Genomic DNA, 22,836 nt, shown 5'->3' with positions numbered 1-22,836 from the left:
TCTGCAATGAAGTTAAAAACATTGGTGTTATCACCACAATCTCGATTGGATGAAGTCTGTTCAGAGGCGTGCCGTGCACGGATAAATGAGTACTTCGAACCTGTGTGGAATGAGACAGGACGTGATTACACGCAGGAAGAGCTTTCAGAACGAATTGCTGAGGCGGAAGTCATTATTACGAGTTGGGGCTCGCCAAGCTTGACTGATGAAATGCTGGAGAAAGCCGTCAAGCTTCGTGCCGTTGGGCATGCAGCCGGAACAGTGAAGAACCTTGTTCCCAAACAAATTTTCGAACAAGGGGTCAAAGTTTTCTCGGCGGCTCCAAGAATTGCCTTAAGTGTGGGTGAATATTGCTTGGCAGCGCTGTTGACAACTCTTCGGCATTTACCTGAATTTGACTTAACCATGCGGGATGGCAAATGGAAGATTGCTGGTTTGAAGGGCAGAGAGCTTACCGGTAGTACGGTTGGTATCATTTCGGCCAGCTCTACGGCTCGCGCGTTTATCAAGCTGCTTGCGCCTTTTCAAGTTAATGTTCTCATTTACGATCCCTATTTGAGTGAAGATGCAGCGGCTCGGCTGAACGCTAAGAGGGCTACACTAGAAGAGGTTATGAGCTGCCCCATTATCTCGGTTCACGCGCCTAAGCTTCCTGCTACGGAAAGAATGCTGACCCGAGAATTGCTCGCGCTCATTCCGGACGGTGCTGTTTTCATTAACTCTTCTAGAGGTCCTGTGGTAGATGAACAGGCATTCATGGAAGAGCTTCAAAGCGGACGATTTTTTGCTGCTCTGGATGTGTTTGAAAAGGAGCCTCTTGCTGTAGATCATCCTATCCGCTCTCTTCCTAATGTGCTTCTCTCACCTCATATTGCCGGAGCCTCCGTACAAGGACATCTTGCTTTAATGGAGGAAGTCGTCGAAGACATCATTAGATGCTTGCAGGAAGAGAAAACCATGTATGAAGTGAACGAGAAAATGTGGGAAGTTATGGCTTAACAGGCGGAAGAAAACTTTTGGTAGATGGAAGGGGAATTATGTAAATGGTTAGAAAAATGTCCGTACCTCCCATGGAATTGGTTGATTATGATGGTCCTGGTACACAGATGTGTGCGGTTATGGACGCCATTGGTGAAATTAGCGTAAGAAGAGCCTTGATTCCAGAACCCAAGGATGGCGAAGTAAGAGTTAAGGTCAAGTGGGTGGGGATATGCGGCAGTGATGTTGAAGTATTCCGTGGCGCGCGAGAACCTGAATTTATTTCGTATCCTACAAGGCTGGGACATGAAGTTGCAGGTATCATTGATAAAGTCGGCCCTAATGTAATAGGTGTCAAGGTTGGCGATCCTGTTGCATTACGTTATGTTTGGGGAGCTTTTGCCGAGTATGTATGCTGTACCCCGTTTTCTCTCAAGGTGTTGCCCAAAGATTTGCCGTTAATCGAGGGCTCGCTGATTGAAGTGCTTCCAGGTATTATCCATGCCGCAGAACTCGGAGATATTTCGCCGAATAAGAACGTATTGATCACAGGACAAGGCGTGAGCGGTCTAGTGATGACGCAGGTTATCAATATGTTTAGTCCCAGAAATTTGGTTGTCACCGATTTATTTGACGAGAAACTGGCACTTGCACGCAAATATGGCGCCACCCATACGTACAAAATCCCTCATGAACATGCGGATACGATGGATATTGTAGGAGCGGATTTCCCGGATGGCTTTGATGTTGTCATTCCGTGTCTTCTGGAAGGGGCAGGTATGGTTGATGCGATAAATGCTGCAGCGCAGAATGGGCGAATTGTCATGTATGGGTGCATTGGTACCTGTCACAATCCGGTTGATTTCTTCAAGGTGCATAAAAAACGGCTGGATATCCTTTCAACGGAACCCAAACGTGACATCGATAATCGTCGTTACTTTGATGAAGGATTGCGGCTGGTTCTCGACGGATTAGTGAATACGGAGGAAATGATTACACATATCGTTCCGCTTGCGGAAGTTTCCCGGGCTTTCCAATTGAGAAACGAGCATAAGGGAGATACCATTCACGTCATGATTGACTGTGAGGTGAAATAAAATGAGGGGCTAAGCAGCTGTATGTGCTTAGCTCTTTTTTTGCTGTAACGATGAGAATCATCGTTACAGGCTATTGCGTCTAGGCGAAATTTTATGCAAGCGCTCACAATACTTTGTTATACTGAGAGTATATGAATCCAATTGGCTTAGAGGTAACAAGGAGGAAACGCCCCATGCGCAAGTGGCTTGTACCGGATACGAATGTCAGACATAAAGTTTTTATTCGTATGCTAATCCCTTATCTTTTATTTATTTGTATGCTGTTAGGTATTGGTTATATCGTCTACCGAGAAACCATTCATGTGATGGAGAAGGATGCCACGGAGAATCATAGGCTCGTTCTGGAGCAAAGCAGAGATATTCTTGAGCGAAGAATGGATGAGATTACGTCAATTGGACGTCAAGTTGCCGCCAACACAAAAGTCATTCAATTTATGACGGTGAAGGATCCTTTCCAAGGTGCCAACACGTATTCCGTTCTGGATACGATTAAAAGCTTATATGATTTCAAACTTTCCAATAATTTCGTCTATAACTATTATATTCTTTTTAAGAATAGCGACCTTGTTTTAACGCCGGGCTCCAGCTATACCACGGATGAATTTTTTAGCCGGATTGCCGTTTATGATGGCGGAGATACAGAGAAGATGCGGAAGAATTGGCTGCAGACCTATCATTCCCGCTCTTTTCTCCCCTCAGAACACATGAGTATCGGAGATAACTCGTACCAAATGATGACGTATTTACAATCGTTAGGACTACCGGGTAATCCGCAGGCGGTTATCGCCGTTATGATTGATCAAGCTGAGATTCGCAAGCTGTTTCAGGGACTTAACTTATCGCAAGGCGGCTGGGCGTATATTCTGGATGACCAAGGCCGCATTATGAGCTCGTTATCTGGTGAAAATACCGGACTTCCCGTCCGATTGGCTGATCTGAAGGAACAGCAGGGCATTGTTGAGCAAAAACTGAATAATCAATCCATGATTGTGACGTATACCAAATCAACGATAAATGGATGGACATACGTTGTTGGTCAACCGAAAGTTATTCTTTTAGGAAAAGTTCATTATATTCAAAAGATTATTTTCTCCTTAACGCTACTTTTTCTAGTGATTGGTGTTTCCATGGCTTATTTCCTTGCATATCGGAATAGCAAACCGCTTCGAGCTCTTGCCCAGTCGCTGAAAGAACTCGTTGGAGGCGGAGTGAAACAGCACGATGTGTATGGCTTTATAAGTGAAGCTGTGTCCGGCCTGGCACTTTCCAACCGTAAACTGCAATCCGAGCTGGAGCTGCAGGTACCTTTATTACGCGCATCCTATTTCAGAAGGCTTATGCAAGGACAATTTTTATCAACAAGGGATGCGGATGTCCTACTTAAACATCTAGGGTTAGGGATGGAGGATGAAGATCGGCAATATGTCGTCGCGCTCATTCGCATCCAAGGGTATGACAATGGCTATAATGAACGGCTGCTCAAAGATCTGGATCGAGTTCGCTTTGCATCCGCTGAGTTAATCAGGGAACTTGTAGGCGCAGACGGATTTGCGTATGATGTGGCACAAGACCAAATTGCCGTATTACTAAGTGTATATTCGCATGACGCTAACAAGCATCGTGAAAACATAACGAAACTAATGGAACAAGTCTGTCAGGCGATTAACTTGCGGTTTCAAATTGTATCCGATTGTGGCATCGGGGGCTACTGTGACCGGGTAACCGCAATTTCACGCTCATATGAGCAGGCTAGAGAGGCATTGTTTGCCTTAGTTCGATTAGACAAGGACGGATTGCAGTGGTTTGATGAGCTCCCAGCGGCGCTTAATGATTACCATTACCCGCAAGACATGGAAGGACGTCTGATGAATGTGGCATTGGCAGGTGAACAGGAGGAGGTAACACGTCTATTGCAGGCACTATATACCGAAAATTTTGAGAACAGGCACCTCTCACAAACCGTGCTCCGTTTATTTATTGGCGAATTGTGGGGGAATCTCGTCAAACTTTTACGGCAATTAGGCATGCAGGCTGAGGAGGTTTATATCCAAATACAGCGTATAGATGGCGCGGAGCCTTCTTATGAGAGTTTGCAGCAGCATTTTACTGCGATTCGTCTTGCTTATGCGACGATTTGCCAGCATGTCGTGGAGCAGCGATCAAGTCGTAATATTGAACTACTGGATAATATTCGGACGATGCTTCAGAAAGACTTTGCCGACAAGGCGTTATGTCTGGATGAAGCCGCTGATCGACTTCGTGTATCCAAGGTGTATTTATCACAGTTCTTCAAGGATCAAACGGGTATCAACTTCTCAGATTATTTGGAGCAATTGCGTATGGAACAAGCGAAGCATTTATTAAGAAATTCGGATTATGCCATTCAAGAAATTGCCGACAAGGTAGGATACGCCTCATCCAATACATTCTGCCGAGCGTTCAAGCGGCTGCATGGGGTTAGCGCAACGGTTTATCAAAGGTCTGTAGAAGTGAATGTTTAGCGGGAAAATAATATTTGCACATGAATAAAGCAATTGCACATCCTCAAAACCTAAAAATTGCACAGGATTTAAACGTTTTCATATATACATGCAACGAGGGTAACCCTTACATTGAAGCTATACAACGACGAAGGGAGGTTACCCCATTGAAAACGGTGGCAAATGTAAATACGATAGCAAAAGCTAATACGGGGATCAAACGAATGTCATTCCTAAAGAAGCTGCATCGCAGTTGGCAGCTCTACGTTTTATTAGCATTGCCTGTTCTTTACATTATCGTGTTCAAGTATTATCCGATGTATGGTGCGCAAATTGCTTTCAAAAATTTTATTGCTTCAAAAGGAATCACAGGCAGTAGTTGGGTGGGATTTAAACATTTCATAAGATTCTTTAATTCGTATGAATTTGGCACCCTTTTAAAAAACACATTAGTTCTGAATTTCTACAGCTTACTTGCAGGTATTCCGTTCCCAATCCTTCTGGCACTGGCTATCAACAACATTCAAAACAAGTGGTTTAAGAAATCAGTCCAGATGATTACGTATGCTCCGCATTTCATTTCTGTCGTCGTTATGGCGGGAATTGTGCTCGTCCTTCTGGATCCAGAAAAGGGGATTGTCAATCTTTTGCTTGGGGTGTTGGGGTTTGAACCCATTCATTTCATGGCGAAGCCAAGCTATTTTAGTTCTGTCTTTGTCTGGTCAGGCATCTGGCAAAACGTAGGTTTCTCTTGCATCATTTACTTGGCAGCGCTTTCAGGTATTGACCCGTCTCAGCATGAAGCTGCGGTGATTGACGGCGCCAGCAAATTTAAACGAATTTTGCATATCGATATTCCCGGCATTATGCCTGTTGTCATCATTTTGCTTATTTTGAACACAGGGCATATTATGGATTCTGGCTTCGAGAAGGTACTGCTTCTACAAAATCAATTAAACCTGAGGACGTCAGAGGTTATTGATACTTACGTGTATAAGGTAGGTCTAGCCTCACAAGCGATGAATTACTCTTACTCAACAGCTATTAACTTGTTCAAATCGGTTGTTGGACTTGCCATGCTTATTATTGTCAATCAAATCGCGAAACGTGCAAAGCAAGAAAGCTTATGGTAACGGTGCAGCAGGGGAGGTGTAAGGAGGCATGAAAGAGTCACATATCCTCGAATCACGAGGTGATAAATGGTTTAATTGGGTTAATATGCTGCTGATCTGTCTGTTTCTTGTAGTTATATTGTACCCGTTAGTGTTTGTTGTAAGCGCTTCTATCAGTTCTCCTGACGCCGTGATCTCGGGGAAAGTTTGGCTGTGGCCCGTACAACCGCTGTGGCCCGTACAACCAACCTTGGATGGCTATGCGGCTGTGTTTAAGCACAAATTGATTTGGAGCTCCTTTCGAAATTCCGTTTTTTATACGGTAGCAGGTACATTGCTCAGTGTTGTGCTGACCATTGCTGCTGCATATCCGCTTTCCAGACGAGATTTATTCGGTAAAAATTGGTTTATGCTGTTGTTTGTTTTCACGACCATGTTCTCAGGGGGGCTAATTCCTTCTTATCTATTGGTCAAAGATCTGGGAATGCTGAATACGGCGTGGGCCATGATTATTCCAAGTGCGATGAGTGTGTTTAACATTATCATTACACGCACCTATTTCAAAACGACATTGCCGGACGAAATGCTGGAAGCAGCTCAGATCGATGGTTGCAACGATTTCCGCTATGTGTTTTCAATCGTTTTGCAGCTGTCAGGTCCGATTATCGCTGTAGTGGCCCTTTATTCTGCGGTTGGTTATTGGAATCAATATTTTAATGGCTTATTGTATCTGGATAATCAGAAGTTATATCCGCTGCAATTAGTTTTAAGAGAAATTCTGGTGCAAAACGAAGTGGATGCTTCCATGCTGGACATGAAAGAAATCGCTGCTCAAGAAGGGTTACGCGCACTTTTGAAATACTCGTTAATTGTTGTTTCCTCACTGCCATTACTGCTCGTTTATCCCTTTGTGCAAAAGTATTTCATAAAAGGTGTTATGATTGGCTCTTTGAAAGGATAAATAAGGGGAGGTTGTTCTTGGAATGAAAAAAATATGGGGTATGGGATTAAGCGTTATTCTTGCAAGCGGGGTTGTCCTTGCAGGGTGTGCAGATAAACAAGCAGATGCGCCTGCAGAAGCGGCCAAGGATCCGGTGAAAACCAGCAACGTCACAGCAGCGGGTGAATTGCCGATAACCAAAGAGAAAACGACGATTAAAGTATTGGTCAAAGGTTTTCCAGGCGTAAGTGATTACGCGAACAACGAGTTCACGAAATATTTGGAGGAGAAAACGAATATTCATATTGAATGGACAGTTGCTCCCGAAAAGTCGGCTGTGGAAAAGTTGAACCTTGTGCTCGGCAGTGGTGATCTGCCTGACGTCATCATGGGTTTCGGGATCTCGCCAACCCAACAGTTGATTTATGGCACGCAAGGAGATTTCCTGGATCTCGCACCTTATATTAATCAATACGGCGTTGAAACGAAGAAAATGTTCGATATCGTTCAAGGGGTTAAAGATGAGATAACAGCTCCTGGCGGTAAAATCTATGCTTTGCCTCAAGTGAATGAGTGCTATCACTGCTCAATGTCGCAGAAAATGTGGCTTTACCAGCCGTGGTTAGACAAGTTAGGTCTTCAAATGCCGAAAACAACAGACGACTTGTATAACGTTCTAAAAGCATTTAAGACAAAAGATCCCAATGGAAATGGTAAAGCGGATGAAATTCCGTTGTCGGGTGCAGCAGTTGGGCCGAACGTAAATATCGATTCCTTTATCATGAACTCATTTGTACTAGACTCCGGCATTACGACTCGGTTATATGTTGATAATGGCAAGGTGACGACATCAGTTAATACACCAGGTTGGAAAGAAGGGCTGACTTACCTTCACAAGCTGTACGCTGAGGGCTTGATTGCTCCGCAATCGTTTACACAAGATCGGGATCAAGCGAAAGCGATGGGTGAGAATCCGGATATTAACATTTTGGGCGGCGAAGTTTCGCAGCACAATGGGATCTTCACAGCTTTTAACGGTCCGAGCGGCAGGTGGTTGGAAGTGCAATCCGTTCCTTCCTTGAAAGGCCCTGCAGGTGTACAGACGACGCCATGGAAATCAAGCGTACTTCAAGGTTATTATGTCGTAACACGCACAGCGAAAAATCCAGAAGCTGCATTCCGTTTAGGTGACTTGCTTTATAATACCGAGATGACGTTACGTCAAACGATTGGCCGTCCTGGAACCGAGTGGGATTATGCGGCAAGCGGAGAGTTAGGCATTAACGGAAAACAAGCGATATGGAAAACACTACCTAGCGCCGTCCCAACCAATGCAACGAACAATATCAATTGGAGCGGGCAATCCGCACCGTCACTTCGTTCCAACGATTTCCGGCTTGGGCAGATGGCAGATCCGAAAAATCCACAGGAAGTTAAGCTCTTTACAGAGACCAGAAATAATTATGAGCCATATAGGCAAAAGCCCGAGTCTGTCCTTCCAGCTTTGTTCTTCTCCAACGACCAAGCTACAGAGCTTGCTGATCTAGAGAAGACTTTGACGGACTATATCAATCAGATGATCGCTCGTTTCACAACAGGCGACGCTAATATTGATAAAGAATGGGATGGTTATGTGAAGAAATTGAACGATATGAATCTGAAAAAATATTTAGACATCTATCAAGCCGCTTATGATGCGAAAATGAAAAAATAAAGTTCTAGTGAAAAGCATGGAGGGAATCCATGCTTTTCGAACTGCCATCCATTTAGGAGGAGAAACTGATGAAATCCAAACAGCCTAACATTATTTATATACTGGCGGACGATATGGGGTATGGCGATATTTCCTATCTGAATAAAAATTCCAAAATTCAAACGGTTCATTTTGACCGGATGGCTAAAGAAGGGATCGCCTTCACGGATGCTCATTCTTCATCGGCCGTCTGCACGCCATCTCGATATAGTATCTTAACCGGAAGATACAATTGGCGTTCGTCGCTCAAGAAAGGCGTTCTGAATGGATTCTCCGCTCCACTCATTGGGGATGGCCGAATGACTGTCGCCAGTTTACTTCGTGAACAGGGATATAAAACGGCTTGTATCGGCAAATGGCATTTGGGCATGGAATGGGCGAAGGTGGGCGACACGGAAAGTGAAGTTGATTATCGAGAGCCTGTTCAAAAAGGGCCGATATCGCATGGATTTGACTATTATTACGGGATTAGCGCATCGCTGGATATGCCTCCTTATGTCTATATCGAAAACGACCGGGTTACTCAACTGCCGGATCGCATCACGCGCAACGATGATCCGGTGGCTTATTGGCGTGAAGGGGCTACGGCACCGGATTTCGAACACCAGCAAGTACTTCCTAAACTTACAGCTAAAACATTGGAGTGGATCGAGCAATGCAAGGATGAGCCTTTTTTCATCTATTTCCCGTTACCTGCTCCGCATACCCCGATCCTGCCATCGGAGGCCTTCGTTGGTCAATCCGGTACGAACGCGTATGGTGATTTCGTACTTATGTGTGACGATGTAATCGGCCAAATTATGCACAAACTCGATGAATTACAGCTGTCCGACAATACGATTGTCATCTATACGAGCGATAATGGCTGCTCGCCTCGAGCAAATTATGAGGAGCTTGCAGCATTTGGGCATAACCCAAGTTATGTTTTCCGCGGTCATAAAGCGGATATTTATGAAGGTGGGCATCGGATACCGCTGATTGTAAAATGGCCGCAGCGCATACAAGCTGGGCGCATGAGCGATGAACCCGTCTGCTTGACGGACTTGCTGGCAACGGTTGCAGAGATAGTAGAAGTAACTTTACCCTCGAACGCAGGTGAGGATAGTGTCAGCAATCTGCCCGTTTGGGCTGATCAGCCTTATGAACGGCCATTGCGAGAAGCCATAGTTCATCACTCCATTCAGGGGGCGTTCTCTATTCGCCAAGGGAACTGGAAGCTGGAGTTATGCCCGGGCTCGGGCGGATGGAGCTATCCAAAGCCAGGTGAAGAACCGGAAGGGTCGCCGTTGTACCAATTGTATGATCTCAGTACAGATATTGGTGAAACGAATAATCTGGTTGACGAGTATCCCGAGATCGTCCAAGCCATGAAGCTTGTCCTCGAAAGATATCAGGAGTCGGGGAGAAGCGTTGCTGTTTCATCGAAATGACACGCAGTTTTCTCCGCGTTTCGTTGAGATTGGGAAAAGATCGCCGCTGGCGGTCTTTTTTTTAGTGTTTGGGGAGGGTTCTGGCGATATGGCGCGTAATCGCGCCTCACCGCTGAATTCGTAGCGCGTGGCGCTTACTCATTCAGCGAAGGGAACTCCAGGGCGCTATTTCATCGAAATGCGCCCTTTTACGCAGGGAGGGGAACTGGGGGCTCTTATTTCTTCATGTTTGGCTAAAAACCAGCCGACTGTGAAGAAATAAGACCCTGTAGTTCCCCTCCAGTCACCACCACCCCACTATTCACCGAAATAGTGGACTGTAGTTCCGCGTCGCGCTTTTTCATATCGGACAATGTGAAAATTTGATTTTTTAGAACGTTCGTTCTATAATGGGCATACAACTTGCTGATAGATAATAAGCCAAAATCACATATAAGAGGAGAATGTAGTATGACAGAGTTTTGGGAATCCAGCTTTATCGAGAATCAACGAATGTGGGGATTTGAACCTGCAGACTCAGCCATCTTGACCAAGGACTTTTTCCTGGAGAAAAACGTCAAGGATATCTTGATACCGGGCATCGGGTATGGTAGAAACGCAAAGGTTTTTATGGATAATGACATCCATGTAACAGGCATTGAGATCTCGAAAACAGCGATTGAACTGGCCCGGCAAGAAGGGCTTCACATTGACATTTTTCATGGTTCAGTGGCGGACATGCCGTTTGAGAACAAGCTGTATGACGGCATATTCAGCTATGCGCTTATTCATTTATTGAATGAAGACGAGAGAGCAAAGTTTATCAAGGATTGTTACAACCAGTTAAAGCCGAACGGATATATGGTGTTTACGACGATTTCAAAAGAAGCCCCTATGTTTGGAAAGGGTAAACAATTGGGTAAAGACTATTATGAGACCGCCGCAGGTGTAAAAATGTTTTTCTATGACGCAGACTCGGTCACACAAGAATTTGGGAAATACGGGCTGTTGGAATTTTCGGAAATTGTTGAGCCGCATAAAAATGCGGAAAATAAACCGCCATTTAAATTTCTAATAATAAAATGTAAAAAAACGTCTGAATAGGGCGTTTAATAAAGGTTTTTCACCATTGGAGACGAATACACTTACTATCACTTGATTGAACTAGGGGATATTTACTCATGAATTTAAAAGAATACTTAATTGATTCCTTCATGAATTTAACATCCGATGGGATTGTAATCGTCGATATAAATGGAACTGTGCTGGAAGTGAATAAGAAATTTGAAGAGTTACATGGCTGGACGAGGGAAGAGGTTATTGGTCAAATATTGCCAATGACACCGGATGATTTTAAAGAAGATGCTCTTCGATTGTACCAGTCATTGATCAATGGCGAGCAAGTCAAGGATTTCGAAGCGTTAAAACTTAGAAAAGACGGAACGACTTTTATTGCCAGTGTGTCAGTCTCGCCTTTGAAAGATAGGGACGGAAACGTAGTTGGCTTTGTCGGGCTGGAACGAGACATTAGTGAAAAGAAAAGAGTGGAAGAGGAGCTTTTTGAAAGTGAGAAACAGTACAGGAGGCTGCTCAAGCTTAATCCTGAACCTATTGTTTTGCATAAAGACGGACTCATCCTGTTCGTGAATGATGCCTGTTGTAAACTTTTTGGCGAAACTTCATCTGATGAATTCATTGGAGCTTCGATTTATGATTATTTCTGTCCTACGGATAAGGCAGTGATCATTGAGCGAATAGAACAGATTATGCAGATGGATAACTACAGTGATTTTGTGGAGCGGAAAATGCGCAAGAAAGACGGCACGCTTTTTGATGCGGAAATATCCTCGATTTATGTTCACAAAAATATTGGGAATCCGGTCATGCAGAGCGTCATTCGCGATCTCACGGAGCGCAAGAAGTCGGAAGAAGCGATTATCCGATCGGAGAAACTGTCGTTAATTGGTCAATTGGCAGCTGGCATTGCACATGATATCCGTAATCCGTTAACCTCCTTAAAAGGGTTCGTACATTTACTAAAAGCGAAAAATGCCGACTATGTTGATGTGATGATGGAAGAACTCGAGCATATCAATTATGTCGTGAATGAATTTATGACGCTGGCGAAACCACACTTGAGTTACTATCTGGAGAGTAATCCCCGGGAGCTTGTTCGAAGTGTCATTGCTTTTCTTCAGCCCCATGCTCATCTGTATAACGTACAAATACAAATGGACATGGATCAAGACATCCCGTCTATTTATTGTATTCCAGACCAAATTAAACAAGTTTTAATTAATGTTTTGAAGAATGCGATTGAGTCCATGGGAAATGGTGGATTGATACAGTTATCCGTAAGAAATGTCCTGGATCAACGACTGATTATTTGCGTTGAAGATCAAGGTGTAGGTATTTCGGAAGATAAGCTGACTCAGTTGGGGGAGCCGTTTTTCACGACAAAGACGAATGGCACCGGTTTAGGGCTAATGGTTTGCAAACGAATTATTCATGGACATCATGGAGATTTGACGATTCAAAGTAAGATTAACCACGGAACGAAGGTGCAAATCGAGCTTCCGATAAAAAAATAGAGATGTGTCAGGAACATATCCCTTCAGGTAAACAGTGCTGTTTACTTGGAGGGTATTTTCCATTTGAACGGAAGTTGCCTTCTTTTGTCAGGTTGAACAATCCCCATTCTTGCTTTATCATATGAGGAAAGGATTTACAAATGGTGATATGTAAGCGTTACCAATATGCGTGCGCCACATTGTCAAGCCTCTATTTTATGCGGAGAAAAGGAGATAACCATGCGATTTTTACAAGGTAACATATCGGCCAGATTCAAGGTAATTTATGGTGTGTTTTTCCTAATCATCATTTCATCCACCGTGTGGTTGTCCTATTTAAGCTCGAAAGGGGGCATGGAAGATCAGCTCCGCCGCACGAATACAGCGCTGCTTCATCTCAGTCAGCAGAAGATTGAAATGATGCTGCATGAAATTGATACGAGCACAATTAATTTCATCCAAGAACCCGATGTCGAGTTATTCCTCAATGGCAGATATGCGAGCGATGAACTGCGGCTCAATTATTTCCGCATTTTGAATACGAGGTTCAAGACGCTGATGTTTACGAACAGCAACATCTCCTCGTTTTATTTGTATTCTCTAGCGAACAAGAGCTTGTTGACTGATGTGACATACTCGGATGAATCCAGTTTCTACGATATGGCTTGGCATGATGCTTATGTGAGCATGAAGGGCTACGGCGAATGGCTCGATACCAGAAAAGTAACGGAGGTCAGCTCAGGACTGCAAATTGAGAAAAATATGATTACCTTGGTGCGGACTTACCCCTTGATCAGCTTGCCGCAGTTTCGCAAGGGTGCCATTATTGTCAATGTCGCGGAAAGCACGCTATCCAATCTCATTCAAGATGTAGACCAGCAAAGGGCAGGTCAAACATTAGTTATTAATAACCAAGGGATGATTATTTCTTCGCAGAACAAAGAGCATCTGTTTCATTCCTTCAGCACGATTCCCGGCGCCCCCGAGATAAGCGAGTTTAAGGATAACGGTTATATCACGACGCACTCGAAAAGCGGAAGCTACACAACCTTTTATTTAACTTCCAGTTACAATGGCTGGAAATACATCAGTATCGTTCCCGATCCCGAAATGAACCGACCTTTAATGATTGTCCGCAATTTACTGCTGGTTGTGACAGCGGGAATGTTCTTGCTAGCTATTGTGCTTGTCTTTGCAGTAAGCAACTACACGTTCCGTCCTCTTGAGCTTTTCTTTCATTCCGTTGCGGGTAAGAAATCGGTCCGCACTGGCGACCTTACCTATATGGAGCAGTTTTTCAAACAGATGATATCCGACAACGAATCTTTGCAGAAACAAATGAATGACAGCTTGCCTGCGTTGAAATGGCGTCTGATCATGAGTCTGCTAATGGGGGATAAAACGAACTATAGCCGGATGAAGCCTTATTTCCATACGCTCGGGATAGATTTATATCATAAACAATTCATCGTGCTCATCATTGAACTGGATCGTATCCAAGAGAATCACACTCCGCGAGATGTGTATTTATTTACTTATGCCATCAGCAATGTTGCGGACGAACTTATCGCAGGCGTATGCAAGGGGACTTCCGTGGAGTTGACCGATGGGAGAGTCACCGTCATTATGAGCTTCGAATCGGAGGATTCGCAAGGCAATCAAATTCAAGCTCTACAAGTGGCTGATCTGGTGAAGAATTATGTAGGGATTCATTTTAAACAAACGGTAACCATTGGTGTAGGCAGTCCACAATCCAATTTGGAAGGCATCCAGATTTCCTATGAAGAAGCGCTGAATGCGTTGAAATATAAGTTGATTATGGGCGACAACACGGTTGTGTCCATCGACGATATTGCGGGCAGCAATTATAATGAGAAATTTTACCGGATTACAGCGCTAATTGAAGCTGTCGTCAACCTGATTCGGGAAACGGATAAAAACAAGCTTCGATCACAGCTGGATAAAATCTTTGGCGAGGTCGTGGCAAGCAATGTTCCTCCCGAGTTAATTAAGCAGATGTGCATTCAGATGATTATGAAATCCATTAAGGTCATATCGGATAAAGGTCTCGAAATCAAAGAATTCCTGGACCCGAAGGAAAACATCTATGACCGGATTGAAAGCTGTGTCAAAGTCGCTGAGCTGAAGAGCTACATGTCCGATTTCCTGCATCAGCTCATTGTGCGGACCGAAGAGAAACGGCTCTCCAAAGGGCATCACGATACCATCGAGCAGGTTCTGGCGTATCTCGAACAGCATTATATGGATAGCGATCTCTCGCTTAATCTGTTGGCGGCGCAATTTGAGCTAAGCGTTCCTTATTTAAGCAAGCTTTTTAAAGAAACGACGGAAACTAATTTTATGGATTGTCTGATTCAGATCCGCATGGAGAAGTCAAAGGAGCTGCTGCTGGGTTCAAAGCTGAAAGTCAACACCATTGCGGAGAGCGTTGGTTATAACAATGTTCAGAGCTTTATACGCATTTTTAAGAAATATACAGGCCTTACACCAGGTGAATTCAGGGAAAATCTTAAAAAAGGCGAAGATGATAAAAATAGCGAATCCGTTTCCGGTTAAAAAAGGTGTGTATTTTTAAAAAGTGTCTATATGCCAAATCGATCCTGGGACGTTACCATAAAAGTGTAAGACATCGACCTGAAAGGAGGTAGGGACATGAAATCACGAACCGTCGGGGCCACGACCGCACAAGCCATTATTGGGAAGAAGGAGCAAACAACGAAGCTTAAACGGGCATGGAAGTATGTGAAGCGGGATAAATATTTGTATCTCTTGCTGCTTCCCATCTTTGCTTACTATTTCCTATTTAAGTACACGCCGATGTTCGGTGAGATCATTGCCTTCAAAAATTATCGTTTCGCCGATGGGATATGGGGGAGTCAGTGGGTTGGCCTAAAACATTTCAACAGATTGTTCACGAGTCCGGATTTTTTCAATGTATTAAAGAACACGCTTCTCTTGAATGTGTACAGTATCGTTTTCGCTTTCCCGGTTCCTATTGCGCTGGCCATCCTTTTAAATGAAGTCCGACTGGAATGGTACAAGCGAACGATTCAAAATCTGCTTTATATTCCGCATTTTATTTCGTGGGTGGTACTTGGCGGAATTGTTATCGCGCTGCTGTCTCCTTCCACGGGGATCGTAAACTTTGCTTTGGTGAAGCTGTTCGGCATTGAGCCGATCTATTTCATGGCAAGCACCTTCTGGTGGCCGATAACATTCATCTTGTCGGGAATATGGCAGAATGCGGGTTGGGGAACCATTCTCTACCTGGCCGCCATGGCCGGCATTGATCCTCAGCTGTATGAAGCAGCGAAGATTGATGGAGCGAGCAAGCTTCGGCGCATTTGGCACGTTACACTGCCGGGCATCCGATCCACGATCGCGATTCTGCTGATCCTGCGTGTGGGTCAGATGATGGATGTGGGCTTCGAGCATATTTTCGTGCTGCAAAATAAAGCGGTTTCAGAGGTGGCGAATGTCATCAGCACCTATGTTTATCATGTAGGTCTTGAAGGCGCGCAGTACAGCTATACGACGGCACTTGGCTTGTTTCAATCCGTCATTGGCTTGATTCTGGTGGTCAGCGTGAATCGATTAATTAAAGCCTTAGGCGAGAATGGGCTATGGTAGGAGGGGATTGCGGTGTCCGGCAGTCAGAGCTCGTCAGTTAAGCTGGTTTATGGTGTCATCTATGTGTTTCTGGCGGTACTTGCCATGATGACGTTGTTCCCGTTCATTCATGTGCTATCTACCTCTCTAAGCAGTTCTCGGGCTATTATGTCAGGGGAAGTCTTCCTATGGCCGAAGGAAATCACTTTTACTTCTTTTAAAAACTTGATTGAAGACGGCCAGCTGTTTAATGCTATGAAAAATACATTAATCATTACGGTTGTGGGAACTTCCATTAACCTTGTAGCAACAATCATGGCGGCCTATCCATTAAGTCGTAAGCGGCTCAAGGGCAGGAATGTCCTGCTTATGATCATAACGTTCACCATGCTGTTCGGCGGAGGGATCATTCCCAATTATATTCTCATTAAAACGCTGGGCATTATGAACACGTATTGGTCACTTTGGCTGCCTGGTCTTCTAAGCACTTACAATTTTTTCGTCATGAAATCATTTTTTGAAGGATTGCCTTCGGAACTTGAGGAATCTGCAGCGATTGACGGAGCTAATGACTTGTTCATTATTTGGAAAATTATTCTTCCGCTGTCCATGCCGATTATTGCGGCGCTGACGTTATTTTATTCGGTTACCTGGTGGAATTCGTATATGAATGTGCTCATGTATATCACGAATTCGGGGAAGCTTTCTTTGATGGTGAAGCTGCTGCAGATGATCGATACGACAAGCCAGAATCTGCTTAATACGAATGCGACCAACGGGAGCGAAGGCGCTTCTATGCAAACGATGGTAACTCCGGAGGGTTTAAGGGCAGCTGCCATCATTATCTCGGTGCTTCCGATCTTATGTGTCTATCCATTCTTACAGAAGTATTTTGTCAAAGGCGTCTTGATTGGGTCTATAAAAGGCTAATTGATAATTCAAGCTTATCATTCTTATTGCAGGAGGCGAAGATTTCATGATGAAACAAAAGCACGTAGCTTTAACGCTAGTCGCTTCTTTATTCACAATTGCAGCTTGCTCCTCTCCAACTAGCTCAGATAATACTGGAAAATCGTCAGGAGAGAATAAGAAACTGGAAGTCAGTGTTTCCATCCTTGACCGCGGCCAAGTAGCGAGTGACGAAGGGACTTATGAGAGTAACCGGACGACTAAATACATCAGTGAGAAATCGGGTATCAATGTGAAGTGGGTTCCGATCTTGCGGACCGAATCAACGAAGAAATTAAACACGCTCATCGCAGCCGGCGAAGCTCCGGATATGATGTGGGAATTCGGGCGAGATTATATGGCGACATTGAAAGAGCAGGGAGCCATTCAACCGATCGACGAATATATCGAGAAATACAGCACCTCCTACAAAGCTTATTTGAAAGCGCATCCGGAACTAAAGCCATACACGATGTTTGATGGCAAAACCTATATGGCGACCAGCGCACGGGGCATTGACGCCATTGCGAATCACGGCATGTGGATCCGCCAAGACTGGCTCGATAAGCTTGGACTGAAGGCGCCGACGACCATGGATGAGTTGGTCACTGTAATGCGGGCGTTTCGCGATAAAGATCCTGATGGCAACGGTAAAAATGACACGTTGGGTGCTGCTTTTAACTATAATTACACGGGTATTATTCAGGCGATGTACGCATCCAACAAGAGTAACTGGTATCTCGATAATGATAAAATCGTGTACGGTGGCTTAACGGATCGGTATGCCGATGTGCTTGCTGAGCTTAAACTTTTCTTCGATGAAGGGCTGATTGACAAAGAATATATCACAGACAAGAACTTCCAGAAGGAAAGACAGCTGTTCGTGACAGGTAAAGCAGGCATCTACTTCGCTAGTTGGAACATTAGTGCCGAATACCGTGAATTGAAACAAAATGTTCCTAATTCGCAGCTTGTACCGTTGGAACCGGTATCAACGAAGTATGGGAAGTTCGGCTTGTATCAAGAACCGCCGGCAAACCGTTTGATTGTGTTTAATAAGGATATGAAAAATCCGGAAGCTGCAATCAAATTGCTAGATTGGTGGATAGACAAAAACTGGTTCGATGTCAGATTCGGCACGGAAGGTGTTCATTACAAGCTGGTTAATGGTGTTCCTCAAACGATTGATGCCGAGAAGAATAAGAAAGAAACGATCTATGCGCCAGAGTATGCCGTGCTCGATCAATGGAGTCCGAAACCAGAGGATTTCGCCGTGATGGCGGCAACGGATGCGATCTCTCAAGAATATGCCAAAGTGCAGGGTGAATCGCTCAAGGTGGCTATGAAAAACAAATACAGACGCGATATTCCGTTCAACCCAACGTTCCCAGAACTGAGCGAAACTTCTACGTCATTCGGTCCATTGTCGGATGATATTGAAACAAAAGTCATTACAGGCGGTGCCCAATATTCACCGCAATGGGGCATGGAACAGCTTCGCAAGGAATGGAAACGTCTCGGCGGGGATAACGTTGATAAATTAGCGCAAGATTGGTATGAGAAAAATGTGAAGGGCAAGTAAACGGCATAGAAGGCTAAGCAGCCTCCCGATTCGAACAGGAGTTGGGAGGCTATTTTATACGGATAAGGGAGTGTAATTCACAATGACAATAAATTCAAATAAGATGCTGCTTAATCAGCTTGAGAAATGGCACGAAGACTATACGCCTGAATTGAGGATGGTTCGCAAGCCTTTCCATACGCCGGGTTATCACAGTACGTTAAAAGATGTAGCGTTTACTCACCCTACCTTGGCAGCTTGTGTTTATGCTCTGGGGTTGCTGGACAGCCGCCAGCCTCTTCATGTAGAAAGAGCACATGGCATACTGGAACAGGTGATTAGCCTGCAGGATCAGAATCCGGAGCATGCTACCTTCGGAATTTGGTCTTGGTTCTACGAAGAGCCGCTGGAGAGGATGGCTCCGCCAGACTGGAATTGGGCGGATTTCTGCGGCAAGCGGCTGGTGCTGGCTGAGCAGCGGCACTCCGATATCCTGAGCCCGGAGCTGCGCGAGCAAATCCGGTATGCGCTTTATTGTGCATGCGACGCCATCATTAAACGAAATGTCGGTCCTAGCTATACAAATATTGCCATTATGGGCGCCTTCGTTACTTTGCTTAGCGGCGAAGTCTATGGCGAAGAAAAGTACTTGAATTACGGTTTGGAGCGTTTACGTCTGTTCAGCGAGTATACGAAACAGTTGGGAACTTTCCAGGAGTTTAACAGTCCGACATATACGATCGTGGCGATACAGGAATTGTCCAGTATTCATACTGCGACCCAAGTTGCGGAAGCGAAACAGCTCAGCTCGGAGATGCTGGATGTTGCATGGGGAATGGTGGCTGAGCATTTTCATGTCCCCAGCAAGCAATGGTCTGGCCCGCACAGTCGTGCCTATCATACGATGATGACGCCGGAAGTTTTATCGTTCTTGCAGTTTGCCAGCCAAGGGGAGTTGAACTTCATGCCAGACGATCAGCTAACCTACAATCTGGATTGGTATGGCAATGATATCGGATGTCCTGAGAAGTACATACCAGCGTTCAAACATACAGAAACAACGGAGCATGTACAGACGATTAGCAAAGATGAGGCTGGCGACATTGTTAACCAAGCAACTACGTATATGGAAGGGCCGGTTAGTGTGGGAACCTTCAGCAAAGATGTGATGTGGAATCAGCGCCGCAATTTGCTAGCTTATGTACGCAATGGTGACGCATCCACCTACATTCATTTGCGCCTTTTAAACGAAGGCTACGACTACTCTTCCGGAATTTATTCCAGTGTTCAAAAGGGGAAGGATGTGTTGTTCGGCATCGGATTTTGCACGAATGGCGGCAATACGCACATTGGGCTCGATCCCATTGACGGAACTATCGAATCGTCAGACCTAAGAGTTCGCTTTGAGATTGGAGGCAGTCAGCACGAGATTCGGGCAGAAGCTGTTTCGCCAGCGGCCGATTCAGCTTTGGTACACATAGCTGAGCAGACGCTGCAGGTGAAGAAAATATTCGCAGCCTTTGACGGGGAACAGCCAAGATGGGAGCTCGGGCAGGAGCCGGATAAACGGTTTCTTGACTATGTCATCTATACCGGCGAGCGGAAGCGATTTGATTTCGCTAGCATGCAGGAAGCGCTGCTTCTGTTTGCATGGCGTTTGGGTGAACGGGGAGATGAGCTCAACGCTGAGGCTTCTGTCGTACAAGCGAACGCAGAGGTTCGGGCGGAGTTCCGTGCTCCAAACCGCTCGGTTCTTCAATTGACCTTGCCGCTTAAACCTGCCGAGAAGATGAAGATGCTGCGGCCTCGGCCCTAACATTAAGAGAATGGAGTGATCACAGATGGCTAAAGGATCTACGATTCGTAACGAGTTCCATCCGTTTGCCGATGCCTATACGGGTCGATCTATGACGCGTTTGACAGCCCCGGAGCAGGTGAATCATCATCCTTATTTTTATTATAAAATGATCACAAACGACAATCGCTATCTCATTTACGCTAGCGAGCGAGAGGGATCCCGTCAGCTTTACCGGATGGATCTGAACGATGGAACGGCCCTGCAATTAACGGAAGGACCCGATATTCACGATTTCAGCTGCAGTCTGACGAGTGACGACAACTACTTGATTTATTGCAGAGATCAGCGAATTATGCGATTGGATATGACGACGCTGATGGAAGACGTTCTCTATACGACACCTGCAGGTTGGAAATCCAATGCCAATCCCGGTCTCAGCTCAGATGACAAGTATCTCGTACTGGTCGAAATCAATGAAAGGGATGTCGTACCAGGCAAAGGGGATTGGTCCAATTTCGAGCCGCAATGGGCAGCGAAACCGCACTGCCGAATCATCTACCTGGATATCGAACAGCGAACCAGCCATATCGCACATGAGGAGCTGGACTGTTGGCTTGGACATCCGCAAATTCGTCCCAATGACCCATCGACCATTTTATTTTGTCATGAAGGTCCTGGGCATCTGATTGATGCCAGACTCTGGCTAGTCCAAAAGGACGGGACGCGGCTGCGCTGTGCGAAGGAACAGACGCATGATGAGCTCATCACGCATGAATATTGGCTTGCTGATGGCTCTAGATTCGCTTATGTGTACCGGCATAAAGATGATCTCTATCACGAAAGTATCCGTTTCATGGACTCGGAGACATTAGAGGAAGAGATCTGGATGAATTGCTCCAAGTATTGCCACTTTATTTCGAATGCCAATCATACGATGATCGTCGGGGACGGGCAGCTGCCCGAGCAGCACTTTATCTATTTAGTGGATGTAGAACAGAGGGAAGAAGAGCGGTTATGCTCCCATGGAACCAGCTGGAAGTCATACGGCAACACACAGGATGCTCATCCGCATCCGGCTTTTTCTCCAGATGGCACATTTATCATCTTTACCTCTGATATGGAGGGCGTTCCTTGTATATATAAAGTGGATTTGTGACAAGGTTCGAGGCAGCCGGCTAGTTTGATCGGCTGCCTCGAATAGATGATTGACATTAGTTTGACGTCAAACTATAATGAGAATATGAAACCAACAGACGCTGTATCAATTATTTCCAGAATTAGAGAAAAGACCAATCGGTTTATCATAGCCGAGATGACGAAATATGGGGTCGATGATATTGCCATTTCACACGGGGATATTATCTTTGCTCTATTTAAGCTGCCTAGATTGACTATGGCGGAGATTGCCAAGAAAATTGATAAAGATAAGTCTACTGTGACTGCACTTGTCGACAAATTGGTCCGGCTCGGATACGTGACTAAGGAAAGGGACACCGTAGATTCAAGGGTCGTCTATGTTGCCTTAACGCCAAAAGGGGAGGAACTGAGACCTATATTTGAAACCATCTCAGAAAAAATGTTAGATGTATTTTACATGGACATTTCGGATAAAGAGAAGGAAGAATTACTGAGAATTCTAACGAAAATTTATAACAATTTTTAAATTTTTTTAAACTAATAGTTTGACGTCAAACTATATAACGAGGTGAAACTTATCATGAAAGATTATACAAAAGATTTGCCAGATCATCGTGTGAAATATATTGGAGAAAATGATCTATGTATAGAAATTTTCGAGGGAGATGAGCTACCGAAGGGAGCCTCCAAAAGACCTCCGCTTTTATTTGTACACGGTGCCTACACCGGCAGTTGGATGTGGAGCAAATACATCCCACACTTTATAAACAAGGGATGGAATTGTTATGTTATGAATTTGAGAGGGCACTACAAAAGTAGAGTGCTCGATTTGACACATGTAACATTCGAAGATTATTTGGAGGATATCAAAGAGGTTTTGGCTGAGTGTGAGGCTCCACCGATTCTCATAGGATTTAGCATGGGAGGAATTTTGAGCCAGAAGCTGGCTGAAACCAACGAACTTGCAGGCTTAGTGGTGATCGATACAAGCATAAGCAAGGAAGTTTATGAAGCTGTACCCTACAAAGAAATAGCTGCAATGACAACAGGCGTTTTAATGCCCGCACCATCCCGAGAAGAGATTTCCAGTATAGATGAATCAGCGGATGACATTGATTTTCAGAGAAAGTATATAACTGTGGAGTCATTACAAGCATTTAATGATTTTTATTTCTCTTTGGGGGCAGGTGGGGGGATATCGATAGACAGCAGTTTGATGGTTCATCCAGCCTTGGTTATTAAAGCAATTAATAGTGAAGAAAATGACCGGCGGGGAAAGGCGACAGCGGAGCATCTCCATGCTGAATATACAGGACTTTGGGATACGACTCACACCGGATTGCTTGTTGGGCAAAGATATTTGGAGGTAGTAGATCGGATCATGTTATGGTTACAGGGGATGCATGACTAAGGACATAGAATA

General features: G+C 44.8%; 17 protein-coding genes. All 17 read left to right on the top strand.

Going from position 1 to position 22,836, the window contains the following annotated elements; all coding sequences use genetic code 11:
* The first annotated feature begins 6 nt into the window (after positions 1-6).
* Positions 7-999: a hydroxyacid dehydrogenase gene (locus ACKTT9_RS22145; RefSeq protein ID WP_407867667.1), complete on the top strand. Its 993-nt coding sequence runs from the start codon at positions 7-9 to the stop codon at positions 997-999.
* Positions 1,000-1,043: 44 nt separating this feature from the next.
* Positions 1,044-2,075: a zinc-binding dehydrogenase gene (locus tag ACKTT9_RS22140; RefSeq protein WP_407867666.1), complete on the top strand. Its 1,032-nt coding sequence runs from the start codon at positions 1,044-1,046 to the stop codon at positions 2,073-2,075.
* 173 nt (positions 2,076-2,248) lie between these two features.
* The gene (locus ACKTT9_RS22135) at positions 2,249-4,576 is read left to right on the top strand and encodes a helix-turn-helix domain-containing protein (RefSeq protein ID WP_407867665.1); all 2,328 of its coding nucleotides are present in this window, start codon (positions 2,249-2,251) and stop codon (positions 4,574-4,576) included.
* Between the two features lie 296 nt (positions 4,577-4,872).
* Positions 4,873-5,688, top strand: a complete 816-nt coding sequence (locus ACKTT9_RS22130; protein ID WP_397369014.1) for an ABC transporter permease — start codon at positions 4,873-4,875, stop codon at positions 5,686-5,688.
* Between the two features lie 28 nt (positions 5,689-5,716).
* Positions 5,717-6,628: a carbohydrate ABC transporter permease gene (locus tag ACKTT9_RS22125; RefSeq protein ID WP_407867664.1), complete on the top strand. Its 912-nt coding sequence runs from the start codon at positions 5,717-5,719 to the stop codon at positions 6,626-6,628.
* Between the two features lie 22 nt (positions 6,629-6,650).
* The gene (locus ACKTT9_RS22120; protein WP_407867663.1) at positions 6,651-8,321 is read left to right on the top strand and encodes an ABC transporter substrate-binding protein; all 1,671 of its coding nucleotides are present in this window, start codon (positions 6,651-6,653) and stop codon (positions 8,319-8,321) included.
* A gap of 68 nt (positions 8,322-8,389) precedes the next feature.
* Positions 8,390-9,790, top strand: coding sequence for a sulfatase family protein (locus ACKTT9_RS22115; protein ID WP_407867662.1), 1,401 nt, complete (start codon positions 8,390-8,392; stop codon positions 9,788-9,790).
* 450 nt (positions 9,791-10,240) lie between these two features.
* Positions 10,241-10,873 carry a class I SAM-dependent methyltransferase gene (locus ACKTT9_RS22110; RefSeq protein WP_407867661.1) on the top strand — a complete coding sequence of 211 codons (633 nt, stop codon included), beginning with the start codon at positions 10,241-10,243 and terminating at the stop codon, positions 10,871-10,873.
* 77 nt (positions 10,874-10,950) lie between these two features.
* On the top strand, positions 10,951-12,360 hold the full coding sequence (locus tag ACKTT9_RS22105; protein WP_407867660.1) for a PAS domain S-box protein: 1,410 nt from the start codon (positions 10,951-10,953) through the stop codon (positions 12,358-12,360).
* 219 nt (positions 12,361-12,579) lie between these two features.
* Positions 12,580-14,916 (top strand): helix-turn-helix domain-containing protein, encoded by a 2,337-nt coding sequence (locus ACKTT9_RS22100; protein ID WP_407867659.1) that lies wholly within the window; start codon positions 12,580-12,582, stop codon positions 14,914-14,916.
* A 96-nt stretch (positions 14,917-15,012) separates the two neighbouring features.
* Complete coding sequence (locus tag ACKTT9_RS22095) at positions 15,013-15,990, top strand: sugar ABC transporter permease (RefSeq protein ID WP_127450834.1); 978 nt, start codon at positions 15,013-15,015, stop codon at positions 15,988-15,990.
* Positions 15,991-16,002: 12 nt separating this feature from the next.
* Positions 16,003-16,899, top strand: a complete 897-nt coding sequence (locus tag ACKTT9_RS22090) for a carbohydrate ABC transporter permease (protein ID WP_407867658.1) — start codon at positions 16,003-16,005, stop codon at positions 16,897-16,899.
* Between the two features lie 46 nt (positions 16,900-16,945).
* The gene (locus ACKTT9_RS22085; RefSeq protein ID WP_407867657.1) at positions 16,946-18,499 is read left to right on the top strand and encodes an extracellular solute-binding protein; all 1,554 of its coding nucleotides are present in this window, start codon (positions 16,946-16,948) and stop codon (positions 18,497-18,499) included.
* 82 nt (positions 18,500-18,581) lie between these two features.
* On the top strand, positions 18,582-20,294 hold the full coding sequence (locus tag ACKTT9_RS22080) for a hypothetical protein (RefSeq protein ID WP_407867656.1): 1,713 nt from the start codon (positions 18,582-18,584) through the stop codon (positions 20,292-20,294).
* A 25-nt stretch (positions 20,295-20,319) separates the two neighbouring features.
* Entirely contained in the window at positions 20,320-21,432 is a 1,113-nt protein-coding gene (locus ACKTT9_RS22075; protein WP_407867655.1) for an oligogalacturonate lyase family protein, read from the top strand.
* A gap of 45 nt (positions 21,433-21,477) precedes the next feature.
* Positions 21,478-21,939: a MarR family winged helix-turn-helix transcriptional regulator gene (locus ACKTT9_RS22070; RefSeq protein ID WP_407867654.1), complete on the top strand. Its 462-nt coding sequence runs from the start codon at positions 21,478-21,480 to the stop codon at positions 21,937-21,939.
* Positions 21,940-21,993: 54 nt separating this feature from the next.
* Positions 21,994-22,824: an alpha/beta hydrolase gene (locus ACKTT9_RS22065; RefSeq protein WP_407867653.1), complete on the top strand. Its 831-nt coding sequence runs from the start codon at positions 21,994-21,996 to the stop codon at positions 22,822-22,824.
* Positions 22,825-22,836: the final 12 nt, after the last annotated feature.

It is taken from the genome of Paenibacillus sp. P36, assembly GCF_045866505.1.
In the GTDB taxonomy this organism is placed as follows: Bacteria; Bacillota; Bacilli; order Paenibacillales; family NBRC-103111; genus Paenibacillus_E; species Paenibacillus_E chondroitinus.
The sequence above is the reverse complement of the archived record's forward strand: the minus strand, read 5'-3'. Positions and strand labels throughout refer to the sequence as shown.